Origin of the sequence: Psychrobacter sp. CAM01, from assembly GCF_032842965.1 — a bacterium.
GTDB lineage: Bacteria > Pseudomonadota > Gammaproteobacteria > Pseudomonadales > Moraxellaceae > Psychrobacter > Psychrobacter celer.
Genome location: NZ_JAWJBL010000012.1, coordinates 1 through 15,070 on the forward strand (window position 1 = coordinate 1; position 15,070 = coordinate 15,070).

A 15,070-nucleotide genomic window follows, 5' to 3' on the forward strand; every position below is an offset into this window, starting at 1 on the left:
GGTCTTAGTCTTGTCCAGTGTTCATCTTTGAGCATGGTGCGAGGCATAGCGAACGATATCTTTTTTGTGTGAGAACTTAAAGATTAACCGTTCGCTATTTTTTTTGCCATTAATTTGTCGCCAATGTTCAACACGCCCTAAACTTAATAGTGCAAAATCAACTTTAATGGATAGTAGAGAGATTAATGATGTTATTGTAAGTCGTCTCGATAATTTTATAGAAAATACAGGGGCTATCGTTCTAGAATGTGGCAATTATATTTCAATAACAAATTTACTAGATCAATACTTCCAAAACAAACCACCTTTTGCAGAAACAGGTAACAAGAAAAGTGAATTCCCCGATGCTATAGTATTATTAGCTACAGAGTCATGGGCGAAAGAAGAAGGTATTCAAGTATTAGCCGTTGCTAGCGATAAAGATTGGAAGAATTACTGTGACACATCAGCTAATATTGACTACATTGAAGATTTAGCTAACGCTCTAAGCAAGTTCAATAAAGCAACAGCTCCTTTTGCTTTCTTATCCTTTCTAACTTCTCAATTAAGAGAAAAAGAAGATAGTGCAATTGATTTTGTAGAAAGAATTCATAACAATTTAGAGATGTATTTCGATGGTTTTACACCAGATCAAGAAGCAGATTCTTATCATCAATGGGAACCAGATGGCTGTCATGGATGGTTAAGTGATTTTGAATTAACTGACTATAACTTTAACATCATAGACCATTCAGAAGATTATATCGTCTTAAAGATGAGCGCTAATATCTCAGTTGAGGTGGAAGGCGAGTTTTCTCTTTCACATTATGACTCAATAGATCGTGACTATGTCAATATTGGTGGAGTTACAACTACTACTGAAGCGCAGTTTAATTCTGAAATATTAGTCACTATATCTGGAGACTTGAATGGTGATTTATCAAATCTAGAAATTGAGGAAGTTGAGGTTGTAAATCCTATAGCTTCTGTCGATTTTGGCACATTAGAGCCTGATTACAGTGATGATGAATAAAAATATAAACGCACAAAAAAAGGACGCCTCTCAGCGTCCTTTTTCTACTTATAAAGTAAATCAAATACTTAGTGACTACAGATTATTTCTCAACACCAGCATCTTGACCTTTATATTTAGCGTTTGCGTAGTCCCAGTTCACGAGCTTGTCTAGGAAGGTGTCAACATAGTCAGGACGACGGTTACGATAATCGATGTAGTAAGCGTGCTCCCATACGTCACAAGTCAATACCGCGACTTGACCATGGGCCAATGGGTTGTCAGCGTTACCAGTCTTCGCGATTGATAGTTTACCGCCGACTTTATCAGCGACAAGCCAAGCCCAACCAGAACCAAACTGTGAAGTTGCTGCGTTTTTGAACTCTTCGCGGAACTTGTCATAGCTACCAAAATCTTCTTCGATTTTTGCTTTGAGATCACCAGTCGGTTCGCCGCCGCCGTTTTCTGGGGTCATGCAGTTCCAGTAAAACGTGTGGTTCCATACTTGCGCTGCTTGGTTAAACATGGTTTGCTTGCTGTCATCTTTTGCCGTGGCTTCGATGATCTCTGGCAATGTTTTGTCTTCTAGACCAGAGCCTGGTAGCAAGTCATTTAGTTTATTGACATACGCGGCATGGTGCTTGTCATGATGGTATTCTAGTGTTTCGGCACTGATATGTGGCTCTAGCGCGTCTTTTGCATAAGGTAGATCTGGTAGAGTAATGTTTGACATAATTATTTTATCCTTGCTTATTTGCCGCTCCTATCTCACCTGCCCCAAAGAGGCAAGCAACATACCGAGCTAAATTGGCTGAGTTTATTGTTTGAAATGAATTTTATCGCTTAATACTTCTATCGTTTAATACATGATATTTTTACTCACAATATCACGTATTATCATGAATCCAAAGGTAACATTAGTGTTATTTTTGCCCGAAAGCCAAGCGTTTGACTTCGCGGGCGTTTATTAACTTAATATTCACAAGCTATAAGATATCATTCACTGAATCTTGGCACCTATTATAGCAACAGTACGCGGTAATATCAGTTACTAAATGTTATGGACGATACAACCTGTATAGCAATTGGTTATTTATCGAGCCACGCTATCGGGTTGTTTGAGCATAACCAGTATAATAAACGGATGGATGCGAGCCACTATTCATGCCTACTCTATTTAGCCTACCGCATTTACTGGTAACGTCTTTTTTGTCCCTCGACTTGATGGAATGATTTTATGAGCACTACCACAGACCAACTATCTGGTCACCCCGTACCATCGCCAAATGAGGCAACCGCTGCCAGCCAGTGGGTACTCGCCAGTAACAACAAAGGCAAGCTTGCTGAGTTTAAACGCCTATTTGCGGCGGCAGATTTGGATGTGACAATTGTCCCGCAAGGCCAGCTCGGTATCGATGATGCCATCGAGGATGGGTTGAGCTTTGTAGAAAACGCCATCATCAAGGCGCGGCATGCCAGCCGAGCCAGCAACCTGCCTGCCATTGCAGATGACTCAGGATTATGCGTGCCCGTATTGGGCAACGCGCCTGGCATCTATTCGGCGCGCTACGCAGGCGAGCATGGCAATGATGCTAAAAACAACGCCAAGCTCATCGCTGATTTGCAGCCTATTCGCACCGCCTCGCCAGATACGCCTATCAAAGGCATGTTTGTTTGTGTGCTGGCGATGGTACGCCATGCCGATGACCCGCTGCCGATTATCGCCCAAGGTCTATGGCATGGTGAAATTTTGCAGTCAGCGCAAGGCGACGGCGGCTTTGGTTACGACCCCCTGTTTTGGCTACCCAAGCTACAAACGACGGCTGCCAGCCTTAGCGCCGATGACAAAAACAACATCAGTCACCGCGGCCAGGCCATTCGGCAGTTATTGGCGCAGCTAGCGCTATGATGGTTGTCGCGCGCTAAAATAGCGGTAGTGCTACTGATGCATGTCATCAAACATGAGGTAAATAGAGAACGCTTTATAGGTAAACAATAGGCAAACAGATAATTTTTACTTTAATAAACAGATAGATTATACTGTTCTACTTTTAAAATTTTGTTGAAGGCCGTTATTTGCCTGTATAGTTCAGCGAAAAGCGTTATTATGCGCGGCATAAACGGTTTATTATTGATATTTGATAGCGTGTACTCAAACGCTGCCTGACGGCGCTTAGTCATCATAGCATTGGCGCAGTTAGGTTATAGGGACGCCTGAGGCGATTGCCTAAAGGCCAGCTGAGCGACTGCGCGCTATCACTATCCCCTATTTATTCCAACGGCAATCAGCAGCACACGCCCGTATTTTGAGGTGCGATTGTCTATCATTATTATTTAACCCTAAAGGTGTAATTAACATGGCTACAGATTTGCAAGTCACAACCAACAAGCTATCTAATAAAGAGACTCAGCTGACGGTTAAAGTCCCCGTAGAAAAAATCCAAAACAAAGTAGAAGGCCGCATCAGCCAAGTGGCGAAAACCGCCAAAATCGACGGTTTCCGCAAAGGCAAAGTGCCAATGTCGCACATCCGCTCACAGTACGGTGCAGGCATCCAGCAAGAAGTGATCAACGATGTGATCCGTGACACGGTCTTTGAAGCGATCAAAGCTGAAGACATCCGCGCCGTTGGCATGCCAAACATCGACGACGTCAAACTAGAAGACGACTTTTTGGTGTATCAAGCCACTGTTGAGATCTTCCCAGAAATCGACGTACAAGGTATCGATGAAATCGAAGTTGAGCGTCACACGGCAACCGTCAGTGACGAAGACGTCGACACCATGATCGAAAACCTGCGAAAGCAGCGCCAAGAGTATGTTGAAAAGAAAGGCAAAGCGGCCAAAGACAACCAAGTGACCTTGGACTTTGAAGGCTCTATCGACGGCGAAAAATTTGAAGGCGGCTCAGCTGAAGACTTCAAATTGGTCATCGGTAGCAACCAGATGATTCCTGGCTTTGAAGCGGGTATCAAAGGCATGAAAGCTGGCGAAGAAAAAGTCATCGATGTGACCTTCCCAGAAGATTACCAAGCAGAAAACCTAGCCGGTAAAGAAGCACAGTTCAAAATTAATGTAAAATTGGTCGAAAGAGCCAAGCTACCTGAAATCGACGACGAGTTCCTAGAGCTATTTGGCGTGACCGAAGGCGGCGTTGAAAAGCTAAAAGAAGACGTACGCAAAAACATGGAACGCGAAATCAAAAACGCTGCGCGTAGCCAAGTTAAGCAAGCGACGTTTGATGCATTGCTAGAAAAGAACGAGTTTGACGTACCAAACGCCATGCTAGAGCAAGAAATCGAGCGTCAGCGCAACATGATGATGCAGCGTTTTTCTCAGCAGTTCGGCGCCAGTGCTGACAGCTTTGACAAAGACATGCTGCCGAATGAGCTGTTTGAAGAGCAAGCGCTACGTGCTGCCCGTCTTGGCATCATCGTCGCTCGCGTCATCGACACTAAAGGCCTAGAAGTCGACCAAGAGCGTGTCGAAAACTTCATCAAAGAAGCGGCCGAAAACTACGAAGACCCAAGCGAAGTCATCGAGTACTATACCAATGACAAGCAGCAACGCGCCAACATCGAGTCTGTGGTACTAGAAGACCAAGTGGTCGACTATTTGATCAGCCAAGGTAAAGTAACTGACAAAGAAGTCAGCTACCAAGACTTGCTCGCCGCTCAGCAGCAGCAAGCGATGTAATGTTGCTCAGTCGTCCAGCCAGACCATTACTATCATCGCTAAGTACAGGTGATCATTGGTGACGACGGCCAAGGTAATACAAAAATGCCCTAACCATTGTGTTAGGGCATTTTTCTTGGTAGATAGTTATTGATGGATAGAGTACTGGCGCGTACGCCCACACTGACTGACTTTTTATCGAGTGTTTTTCATCATCGTTTATGACCAACCCCTTGATAAATGGTTGCAAACGCCTTATTAATAGACAGTCATTTATCAATTTTCACATTAAAAAGTTACTATTACCTCAATAAAAAAGTTACCATTAGTTCAATTATTTTTTAGCGACACCTAGATGGTTTTATGGCAATAGCTTTTTGGCATTTGGCTCGTATTAGGTATAAACGGCCGTATTTACAATGATAAGCCGTCAGCAAAGCTTGGCCACTCGCTACCCTCAAACCCTTTATTTTATGGACTTATACATAGGACATCTTTATGACAGATTATGATCGCATCACCGCCAACCCGCATTTTGATATGTTGATGAGTGCGCACAACGACGTACAAAACATCCAAAGCGCTCCGCAATCTGCCTTAGTACCCATGGTGGTCGAGCAGTCTTCACGTGGTGAGCGCTCGTTTGATATTTTCTCGCGCTTGCTGCGTGAGCGTGTGATCTTTTTGACCGGTCAAGTCGAAGACCACATGGCCAACCTTATCGTTGCTCAGTTGCTATTTTTGGAAGCAGAAAACCCAGACAAAGACATTCATTTATACATCAACTCACCAGGTGGCTCAGTCAGTGCCGGTTTGGCAATTTTTGATACCATGAACTTTATCCAGCCTGAAGTATCGACCATCTGTATGGGCGGTGCGTATAGCATGGGTTCATTCCTATTGGCAGCAGGCCAAAAAGGCAAGCGTTACTCACTTGCCAATGCACGCGTGATGATTCACCAACCATCAGGCGGCGCGCAAGGTCAAGCGACCGATATCGAGATTAATGCGCGTGAAATCCTCAAAATCCGTGATCGCCTAAACCGCATTTTGGCTGAGCGCACCGGCCAGCCGCTTGAGAAAATCGAAAAAGACGTCGAACGTGACTTTTGGCTAGATGCGCAAGAAGCCAAAGAGTACGGTCTGGTCGATGAAGTACTAGAGCGTCGTCCGACTTCGTTGTAGGCTTTAGGCGCCGCGCTATCAACGCGATATCCGTAGCCGTTTTGTTACATTTTATGCCTGAGCACTTGCTGTTTGGGCATTGATGGACATACTCAGAATACTTATAAGCTTTAAATTTTAGGAGCGCCTTTTATGGCAGAAGATAATACCCCACAGTGCTCATTTTGTGGCAAAGCCAAAAGTGACGTACAACAGCTCATTGCCTCTGACGACGCCAATATCTGTAATGAGTGCATCGAGCTATGTACCGACTTAATCGCAGACAGTGCCGAGCAGAGCGACGATAGCGATATTGATACCTCGTGGGTCAATAAGAAACTACCAACGCCAAAAGAGATACGCGCCAAGCTTGATGAGTATGTCATCGGGCAGGACGTGGCCAAAAAAGCCTTGGCGGTGGCGGTTTATAACCATTATAAACGCTTGAAAGTTAGCCAGACTTTGGCTAATGACAACAAAACAGCTAAGATTGGCGCTGATGATGCCATGGTTGAATTGGCAAAAAGCAATATCTTGCTGATTGGCCCGACCGGCTCTGGTAAGACCCTGCTCGCGCAAACTTTAGCGCGCCTGCTCGACGTGCCTTTTGCCATGGCCGACGCCACTACCTTGACCGAAGCAGGCTACGTCGGTGAAGACGTCGAAAACATCGTGCAAAAACTACTGCAAGCGGCTGACTATGATGTGAGCAAAGCTGAGCAAGGTATCATTTATATCGATGAGATTGATAAAATCAGCAAAAAAGGCGACAACCCGTCTATCACGCGTGATGTATCAGGCGAAGGCGTACAGCAAGCCCTGCTCAAGCTAATCGAAGGTACAGTTGCTGCTATCCCGCCTCATGGTGGCCGTAAGCATCCACAGCAAGAGCTGATCCAAGTCGATACCAGCAACATCCTCATCATCGTTGGTGGTGCGTTCGCTGGCCTCGACCAAGTGATTCAGCAGCGTACCGAAAAAGGCGGTATCGGTTTCAATGCGGATGTCAGCTCAAAAGACGACAGCCGCCGTAGCTCAGATTTGCTTCAGCAAGTCGAGCCTGAGGATTTGATTAAGTTTGGCTTGATTCCCGAGCTGATCGGTCGTCTGCCGGTACTGGCCGCGCTCGAAGAGCTGGATGAAAAAGCGCTGGTACAAATCTTGACCGAGCCAAAAAACGCGTTGGTCAAACAGTACAAGTATTTATTTGATATGGAAGGCGCTGAGATTGAGTTTACCGAAGAAGCTCTCGATGCCATCGCCAAAAAGGCCATGGAGCGCAAAACAGGCGCGCGTGGTCTGCGCTCTATCGTAGAAAACGCCCTGCTAGAAACCATGTATGAGCTACCATCGATGAAAAACGCCAAAACCGTGATGGTCGATGAGTCGGTCATCAATGAAGGCAAAACGCCTAAAATTGCTTAATCTGAGCATGACTAAAGATAGCAGGACAAGTGGTAGACTATCTTAATAATAATCCTAAAAAAAGCGTCTGACAGAAGTGCTCAGACGCTTTTTTGTGTCCGCTCGTCTGTATGCGTAAATATATATGCCCGAACGCCCAAAAGGCGTATAAAAGACCATAAAAAAACCCATAAAAAATGACAGCAGCGTTTATCAAACCTTATCAGAGTGACGCATAAATCATGCTAAGGTAGATTATCCATCTAAGTCCGTATCCTTGGTAGCGATAGCACGCCTGCGATATGCGGTTTAGATACCCACCAATAATGATGATGACAAAGGATTGTTTATTATGCGCAACCACATGGCCACTATGGCAAGCCCGCTACGCCGCCACCTTCCTATCGCCTCTCAACAAAATCACGACATCGCACCATACTATCGCGATCATGTCGCTGCTATCACGGGCGCAGGCTCTGGTATGGGGCGTGAGCTGGCCATTCATTTGGCAAAAATGGGCTGTCACCTTGCCTTATCTGATATCAATCCTGAGCAGCTGGCGCAGACCAAAGCGCTACTCATCGGCTACGATATCGACGTTTCCACCACGGTACTTGACGTTTCAGACCAAAAAGCCGTCGCAGCGTGGGCAGAGACGGTGATGAATGAACACGGCAAAGTCAATTTTATCTTTAACAATGCAGGCGTAGCGCTGTACTCTACCGTAGAAGGCAGTAGTATCAGCGAGCTTGAATGGGTGATGGATATCAACTTTTGGGGCGTGGTCTATGGCACCAAAGCATTTTTGCCTTTGATTAAAAATAGTGTCAAAGCCGCTGAAACGAACAATAGCAATCACACAAACAAAAACGCTCGCCAGTTTTCTGAGCATGGTCATATCGTCAATATCTCCAGTCTCTTTGGACTGACCGCCCAGCCCTCACAATCTGCCTATAACGCCAGTAAATTTGCGGTGCGCGGCTTTACCGAAAGCTTGCGCCAAGAGCTCGATATCCAGCGCTGCGGCGTATCAGCGACCTGTATCCATCCTGGTGGTATCAAAACCAACATCGCCAATAGCGCACGCGGTAATGACAGCATCAACGACATCGGCATGCGTACTGGCCCCAAAGCCATCAGAAGTTTTAATAAGTTTTTGAAGTTCGATGCCAGTGAGGCCGCTTGGATCATTTTGCAGGCGGCAGCGACCAACCAGCGCCGCCGCCTGATTGGCAACGATGCCAAAGTGATCGATGCCGTACAGCGCATATTTCCAGCGCGATATAGTCAAGTTTTAAACGACGCCAACAAACTCTCACGCAAACTCAAACCACGACGTGCCAAAAAACCCACTCATGGCAGATAACACTTTTCCTTGTTCTACCTGGAGTCGACTCACTATAAAACAGACACAATACGACTGGGAGCAGCTTGGCAGAGCCTCCATCTGCGTAGGTGCAGCAAGCAAAATTGACCCTCATCGCACATGAGACAGTTATCTACTGAGTTTTCTTAGAATTGACAAAAAAAGGCGCTTAACCCATGTGTGGTTAAGCGTCTTTTTTCGGTTTGTCGCTATCTATAGCACTGCGTTTATGATTGGCGATTTTGACCTTATGGCCAGTTTGCTATAAAAAGGTTATGGCTAGGCTGATAAACGCATGACTCTTTTATTTAGAATCTATTATATTAGTAGGTAAACGCTCGCGCATAATCTGGGTCACTTTACGTATTTATATACTTTAACACGTTATATTTGCTACAATTATGTTTCTAGCAACTTACTGCTTATTATCTATTTATATTGTTATTTACCGGCTAAATGATTGATTTATTTTTCCATCCAGACATCACTTATCGCCGCCATAATGTAAACAGAATCCTATCAGCATGACGGTTAAATTACCATATAAATATATATTCAGATATTATCTTTTATAATAAGGATATTCCAGTGAAAACATTTCTAGCAATACCGTCGCCTTTTTTGTTGGCGACTCTCGTAGCTCTCGGTGCCACTGGCCTCACAGCCTGTAGCGACTCAGAAACTCAGGCTGTGGACCGTGTCGAAGAAGCGGAAGCCCTCGCCCGCGTCAAATCGCTTGAAGCACGCGCCGCTGAGATTAAAAACGACATGGCCGCAAACCCCGGTGCCAAACTAAACATTAGCATGCCAGATGAGTCAACCATCCCTGATAATGAGTATGGCGCCGCTGTCCGCCGAGGGTTGGAGCTTGCCAATCACACGTACCGAGAGCTGCCAAACAACGTCGGCAATAAGCTCAACTGTACCAGCTGTCACTTAGCCAATGGCTCAGAAGCCTATGCCGCACCGTGGAATGGCCTACCGGGTATCTTTCCGATTTACCGCTCGCGTGATGCTCGCGTCAACTCGTTACAAGAACGGGTCAATGGCTGCTTTCAGCGTTCGATGAACGGCACGCCACTGGATCTAGACTCAGAGGAGATGAATGCCTTTATCTCTTATATGACATGGCTATCACAAGATATGCCGATTGGGGTCTCGCCAGAAGGCCGTGGGTTTGTCAAGATCGACAACACGCTGACCCCAGACCCTGTCAAAGGTAAGGAGATATTTGCTAATACCTGTAGCACCTGTCATGGTGAAAATGGTGAAGGTCAATACAATGACGACGGCACCTATGTATATCCTGCCGTCGCTGGTGAAAACTCATTCAACGACGGCGCAGGTATGGCGCGTACCTATAAGGCAGCAGCCTTTGTGAAAGGTAAAATGCCGTTTGGTCAAGGCAATACCCTAACCGATCAAGAAGCCATCGATGTGGCCAGCTACTTTACCCACTTGCCGCGCCCCGTCAAAGCCAACAAAGACAAAGATTGGCCAAAAGGCGGCGCGCCTGTTGATGTACGCCGTTAGTAAAGGTCAGTGGTTTAGACAATAAAAGCACTCAGATAAAAAGCCCAGCTATAAATAACTGGGCTTTTTTGCGGCATGCATAACCATCATAGTAGTGCTTAAGGTAGCTTCATATCACCTTCTACCAGCCAGCCCATACGGCGCATCACATAAGCGACCACACCGGCAATCACAGCTGGCAGTACAAACATCAATAACACAATCGCCGTCCATAGCTGTGCGGTGCTCATCAGTCCTTGCGAGGCCTCGATGACGCCAAATACCCCTACCAGCCCCGCCGTACCCATGCCAGCGCCAGTTGCAGTACAGGCCAGCCCAAAACCGACGGTCGCAATGGGGCCGACAATGGCGCTTGCGATGACCGCAGGCAATAGCACCAATGGTTTTTTTAGCACATTGGGAATCTGCAGCATACTGGTGCCAAGCCCCTGAGAGATCACCCCGCTCATGCCGTTGTCCTTAAAGCTCGCTACCGCAAAGCCGATCATATGTGCCGCGCAGCCCACCACCGCCGCACCGCCTGCTAGCCCGCCAAGCCCGATAGCAATGCATATAGCCGCGCTGGAGGTGGGAAGTGTCAGCAAAATACCCACCACCACAGCTATTACAATCCCCATCAATAACGGCTGCAGCTCAGTGGCTGCTTGGATACCTTGTCCAATAGCGCTGACGGCAGCGACGATGGGCGGATTAAGAAGGGCACAAACCAGCAACGCCACACTACATACCACCAATGGCACCAATAAGATATCGAGTTTGGTTTTACCTGCGATCCATGTACCAGCGCGATACGCAAATACCGATGCCAAATACGCGCCAATCGGATTGCCGGGTATGGCGACAAAAGTCGCAGGAGCACCTACCTGAGCGGTAAATAGCGTCCCTGCCATTAGCGCCTCTGAGTGGGCACCGAGCATACCAGCGACCAAGCAGCTGAGCATCACCAGCGTCGGTGCTTTTAGATAGTACGCAATACCCACGCCGATACCCGCCCCCATCATGACTGAAGCCAGCTTGCCGACAGCCACCAGTGCTGGCAAATTTAACCAACCACCGATTTGCGAGATAATAAGACCAGCTATCAAGGTGACAAACAAGCCCAACGCCATGCCAGTAAAAGCATCAATAAAATACTTTTGAAAAAAAGCCTTAATGACACCCTGGGGTGCTACTGCGTGCGATACAGTCATAGCCATGCTCTTTGTAATTTTTGGAGATAAATTGCGGTCAAACAAGGAAAATAGCGCCGTTGATATCGTGATATTGACCAGCTATTTGACGATGTTTAGCAAAATTTGGCCATTTTAGCCCATTTAGATAACTATCGAGTGAATTGAAAACACGCCCTAAAATAAACGATAAAAAAGGCGTCGCTCGTACCAGTAAGCGACGCCTTTGTTTATAAACGAGTCATCCTCCTAAGCTACCGATGCTAGCGGCGCTGCTCGACGATGATAGAGTCGATGCCGTTATTTTGTAGGCGCTGCTGGGCGGTGGTCACCGCTTGACGATTATTCATCGGCCGTGAGATGACCTGATAGATGGGCAAACCATTACCTGTGGTGTTTTTTACCACTCTTGCATCGACACCTGCCATCAGTACTTGGGCGCGGCGACGATCTGCTTCATCAGCATCACCAAAGCTATTGATCTGCAAAATGTAGGTAGCTGCCGGTCTGGCGGCCTGTACGCTAGCGGTCCCTGCACCTGAGTTATTGCTACGGTTAGCGCCATTACTATTGCTAGTAGGCGCAGGGCCATCGTAAGTGGCGTCTTCTTCGACAACGACAATCTCATCACTGTTTTCGCCAGTGGCCGCGCCATTGCCTTGATTAGGCGCTGTCGCTGTGCCATCCGCGATACCGAAATTGCCTGACTCATCATCACGACTGGCGCTACTATCCTGCGGCTGAGTGACGACCACATCCGGCTCAAAGGCATTGATATCGCCTATTGCACTGTTGCCCATCTCGGCGATGTCTTCATCAGGAATCGTCGCCATTTCTTGACTGGGCAATATGTCATAAAACTCATAATCACCATTATCCGTGTCGGTATCGACACGCGGCTGTACCTGACGGTCTGGGTCATCGCCGGCGGCACTATCTGCTGGGCTAAAGTCAAACAATGGCGAGAGGTAGATAAACACCCCAATCATCAAGGTTAGTATCGCCCCGACGAACATCCATAATAAGCCTGACACACTACTGGTTTTGCGCTTTTCGGTCGCGCCTTTAGGTTTTTTGGCTAGCATGGATCTGGTTCTCCCTACTGAATTTAACTATCATTAAATTACGCTTATCAGCCGTCTCTTTATACTACATGCTAGACGGGGCAGACAACCCTAACAAATTAAGTCCGTTGGACAATACTTGACGCACCGCTTTTGACAACCGTAGACGCGCCTGCATCAATGCCATCTCATCAGTGCTCGGTGTCTCACCTGATGTCAGACTCACCGGCAAGATGCGGTTGCTGTCGTACCAGCCATGAAACAGCGCCGCCAGCTCTTTTAGATAATTGGTCAAGACGTGCGGCTCGTAGCCGGTTGCCGCGCGCGCCAAGGTCGCAGGATAGCCTGCTAGCAGCTTGATCAGTTCATCTTCATTAGGAGCGCTTAGCCTCGTTTGCTGCGCCTGACCGATGGCATCATCTACCACAAAGCCACTGTTTTCAAGCTTCTCTAACACGCGGCAGACACGCGCATGCGCGTACTGAATGTAATAGACTTGGTTGTCTTTACTTTGCGACTTGGCCAGCTCCAGATCAAAGTCCACATGCACTTCAGGCTTACGCGCCACATAATAAAAACGCGCCGCATCGTTACCCACCTCAGAGCGCAGCTCGCGCAAGGTGACAAATTTGCCTGAGCGTGACGACATTTGTACTTTTTCACTACCGCGCCATAAGGCCACAAACTGTACCAATACCACATCGAGGCGCGCCTCATCGATGCCAAGCGCAGTCAGCGCCGCTTTTACCCGCGGGACATAACCATGGTGGTCTGCGCCCCAGACGTTGATGACTTTATCAAAGCCGCGGTCAAACTTGTTTTTGTGATAAGCAATATCAGAGGCAAAGTACGTCGTTTGCCCATTGGCGCGGCGTACCACGCGGTCTTTTTCGTCACCAAAATCGGTCGATTTAAACCAAATATTGCCATCTTTTTCATACAGATAGCCTTTGTCGTCTAGTATCTGTAAGACAGGCTCGATCTCGCTATCGATTGAGCGCTCGCTAAACCAGCACTCATAACGCACCCCAAAGTCATTTAAATCATCTTTGATATCCGCCAAGATACTGCTCAGCGCAGCGTCTAAAAACAGCTCATAACCCTCGCCTAGCAAGAATTTACTATTAGCAATCAGGCCATCGATATGCGCTTCTTTGTCGCCTGATACCAGTGTTTTTTCGCCATCGGCATTGGTATCAAAGATAGCATCTGCTGGTACGTCTTTGGCGACGTCAGCGAAAGGATGAACGTAGCTGTCACCATGCTGCACCTTTAGAGTCTGTGCGATATCTCGGACATACTCACCTTGATAGCCATTGACCGGAAAGGTCACCTGCTCGCCGTTGATCTGCAAATAACGCAAGTAGGTGCTGGTTGCCAAAATATCCATTTGGCGACCGGCATCATTGACGTAGTATTCACGCGTGACGTCATACCCCACCGCCTCTAGCAAATTGGCGACGCTCATACCGAACGCTGCGCCGCGGCCGTGACCGACATGCAGACTTGAGGTTGGGTTGGCAGAGACAAACTCGACTTGGATTTTTTGCCCGGCAAATTGCTCGCTTAGACCAAAACGGTCTTGTAGCTCAAAGATATCTGCTAATACTGCAAACTTGGCATCGCTGTTCAAAAACACATTGATAAAACCAGGGCCGGCGATTTCGACTTGGCGAATGTCTTGATTATCAGGCAACGCGGCGACGATTTTTTCGGCCAGCATACGCGGATTGCTCTTGGCTGCTTTGGCTGCTGTCAGCGCGATGTTACTGGCAAAATCACCATGGCTCAAATCCTTGGTACGGGTGATCTGGCTATTGTTTTTCCAATCAGCAGGCAAGATGTCTTGCGCCTGTAGGGTTTGAACAGCTTGGTCAAATAATGCGGTTAAGGTATCGATTTGGGCTTGTGACATAGGGTATAAACTCAGTTAAATAAACAACAAAAACGGTATGAAACATGACGAATGCGAGCAGTCGATATGGGATTATTATAATAGCGACAGGCTATGCAAAAGAGGCATTAGTACTAAAAAACAAGTAACCTATAAATATAACAATCTTTGTGCTGTATTGCACTATTTACGATAAAATTAGTGTCAAAATACAACACTTTAAGCCCAATTTGCCCCTCAGTATTGGCTATCTGATAAAGACGGCGCGCGCCGCGCTAAGCGTGCCACAACACCGAGCATTATAATTGTAGCGTTACTGTTGTCCAAGGCTTTGCGGTAGTTTATACCCAGTACATTCCACGCTATAATGACGGTTTGTCTTGCTGTCTTGCTGTAGTGAGGCAATATGCCCCATTGCAGCCGAGTCGCCTGCCATTATCCAGACGATAAAATAATAAAGACAATCAGACAACGCGTTACCACTTTATAGGACTATCTTATGTTTGCTATTGCCGCTAGTACCATCACCAGCTGGGGGTTGTACGTCTTACTACCAATATTTATCGCCTTTTTATTTTTTATTATGTGGGACATCTCTAAAAAATCTGAGGCTGGACGCGCTGGGACGTTTTGGATCTTTTTGGCACTGGGTGCTGGGTTTGTGGGCTTTTTACTCAAGCTCTTACTAGAGGTCGCCTTTGAGAGATGGTTGATCTAACCAATGCTCTAGGGTCCTTCATTCAACCGACCAGTCATCCAAATGGGTTCGAAGCGGCTAAACAGCGACCAAACACTGCACTGTTTTACTGTG

General features: G+C 46.9%; 12 protein-coding genes. 8 read left to right on the top strand and 4 right to left on the bottom strand.

Features of this window, described 5'->3' with window-relative positions; translation table 11 throughout:
• The first annotated feature begins 64 nt into the window (after positions 1-64).
• Entirely contained in the window at positions 65-1,012 is a 948-nt protein-coding gene (locus R0I52_RS08125) for a PIN domain-containing protein (RefSeq protein ID WP_317053918.1), read from the top strand.
• Between the two features lie 82 nt (positions 1,013-1,094).
• Here R0I52_RS08125 and R0I52_RS08130 read toward each other — a convergent pair whose 3' ends face one another.
• Entirely contained in the window at positions 1,095-1,724 is a 630-nt protein-coding gene (locus R0I52_RS08130; protein ID WP_075102530.1) for a superoxide dismutase, read from the bottom strand.
• Positions 1,725-2,228: 504 nt separating this feature from the next.
• On the opposite strand from R0I52_RS08130, the gene rdgB reads away from it, so the two are divergent.
• The 6 genes from rdgB (at position 2,229) to R0I52_RS08160 (ending at position 10,132) form a co-directional block, all read left to right on the top strand.
• Positions 2,229-2,900 (top strand): RdgB/HAM1 family non-canonical purine NTP pyrophosphatase, encoded by a 672-nt coding sequence (rdgB, locus tag R0I52_RS08135; protein ID WP_317053919.1) that lies wholly within the window; start codon positions 2,229-2,231, stop codon positions 2,898-2,900.
• Positions 2,901-3,348: 448 nt separating this feature from the next.
• Complete coding sequence (gene tig, locus R0I52_RS08140) at positions 3,349-4,686, top strand: trigger factor (RefSeq protein ID WP_317053920.1); 1,338 nt, start codon at positions 3,349-3,351, stop codon at positions 4,684-4,686.
• 525 nt (positions 4,687-5,211) lie between these two features.
• The gene (clpP, locus tag R0I52_RS08145) at positions 5,212-5,850 is read left to right on the top strand and encodes an ATP-dependent Clp endopeptidase proteolytic subunit ClpP (protein ID WP_172953052.1); all 639 of its coding nucleotides are present in this window, start codon (positions 5,212-5,214) and stop codon (positions 5,848-5,850) included.
• Between the two features lie 132 nt (positions 5,851-5,982).
• Positions 5,983-7,254: an ATP-dependent protease ATP-binding subunit ClpX gene (gene clpX / locus R0I52_RS08150; RefSeq protein WP_317053921.1), complete on the top strand. Its 1,272-nt coding sequence runs from the start codon at positions 5,983-5,985 to the stop codon at positions 7,252-7,254.
• A gap of 331 nt (positions 7,255-7,585) precedes the next feature.
• Positions 7,586-8,599, top strand: a complete 1,014-nt coding sequence (locus R0I52_RS08155; protein WP_317053922.1) for an SDR family NAD(P)-dependent oxidoreductase — start codon at positions 7,586-7,588, stop codon at positions 8,597-8,599.
• Positions 8,600-9,187: 588 nt separating this feature from the next.
• Complete coding sequence (locus tag R0I52_RS08160; protein WP_317053923.1) at positions 9,188-10,132, top strand: c-type cytochrome; 945 nt, start codon at positions 9,188-9,190, stop codon at positions 10,130-10,132.
• Between the two features lie 98 nt (positions 10,133-10,230).
• Here the strand turns inward: R0I52_RS08160 and R0I52_RS08165 are convergent, their stop codons facing one another.
• The 3 genes from R0I52_RS08165 to argS all read right to left on the bottom strand — a co-directional run bounded on the left by R0I52_RS08165 (position 10,231) and on the right by argS (position 14,280).
• Positions 10,231-11,322, bottom strand: a complete 1,092-nt coding sequence (locus R0I52_RS08165) for a PTS sugar transporter subunit IIC (protein ID WP_317053924.1) — start codon at positions 11,320-11,322, stop codon at positions 10,231-10,233.
• Positions 11,323-11,564: 242 nt separating this feature from the next.
• Positions 11,565-12,386, bottom strand: coding sequence for an SPOR domain-containing protein (locus R0I52_RS08170; RefSeq protein WP_317053925.1), 822 nt, complete (start codon positions 12,384-12,386; stop codon positions 11,565-11,567).
• Between the two features lie 64 nt (positions 12,387-12,450).
• A complete protein-coding gene (gene argS, locus R0I52_RS08175) occupies positions 12,451-14,280 on the bottom strand; it encodes an arginine--tRNA ligase (protein ID WP_317053926.1) in 1,830 nt (609 codons plus the stop codon).
• 478 nt (positions 14,281-14,758) lie between these two features.
• Between argS and R0I52_RS08180 the strand changes: the two genes are divergently transcribed.
• Complete coding sequence (locus R0I52_RS08180) at positions 14,759-14,977, top strand: DUF2788 domain-containing protein (protein ID WP_075102521.1); 219 nt, start codon at positions 14,759-14,761, stop codon at positions 14,975-14,977.
• Positions 14,978-15,070 lie beyond the last annotated feature (93 nt).

What these genes read in the sequence shown, in the direction of transcription:
- R0I52_RS08155 (WP_317053922.1), top strand. Translation starts at nt 7,586, where the DNA reads ATGCGCAACCACATGGCCACTATGGCAAGCCCGCTACGCCGCCACCTT.
- R0I52_RS08130 (WP_075102530.1), bottom strand. Translation starts at nt 1,724, where the DNA reads ATGTCAAACATTACTCTACCAGATCTACCTTATGCAAAAGACGCGCTA.
- clpP (WP_172953052.1), top strand. Translation starts at nt 5,212, where the DNA reads ATGAGTGCGCACAACGACGTACAAAACATCCAAAGCGCTCCGCAATCT.
- argS (WP_317053926.1), bottom strand. Translation starts at nt 14,280, where the DNA reads ATGTCACAAGCCCAAATCGATACCTTAACCGCATTATTTGACCAAGCT.
- tig (WP_317053920.1), top strand. Translation starts at nt 3,349, where the DNA reads ATGGCTACAGATTTGCAAGTCACAACCAACAAGCTATCTAATAAAGAG.
- clpX (WP_317053921.1), top strand. Translation starts at nt 5,983, where the DNA reads ATGGCAGAAGATAATACCCCACAGTGCTCATTTTGTGGCAAAGCCAAA.
- R0I52_RS08180 (WP_075102521.1), top strand. Translation starts at nt 14,759, where the DNA reads ATGTTTGCTATTGCCGCTAGTACCATCACCAGCTGGGGGTTGTACGTC.
- R0I52_RS08165 (WP_317053924.1), bottom strand. Translation starts at nt 11,322, where the DNA reads ATGACTGTATCGCACGCAGTAGCACCCCAGGGTGTCATTAAGGCTTTT.
- rdgB (WP_317053919.1), top strand. Translation starts at nt 2,229, where the DNA reads ATGAGCACTACCACAGACCAACTATCTGGTCACCCCGTACCATCGCCA.
- R0I52_RS08170 (WP_317053925.1), bottom strand. Translation starts at nt 12,386, where the DNA reads ATGCTAGCCAAAAAACCTAAAGGCGCGACCGAAAAGCGCAAAACCAGT.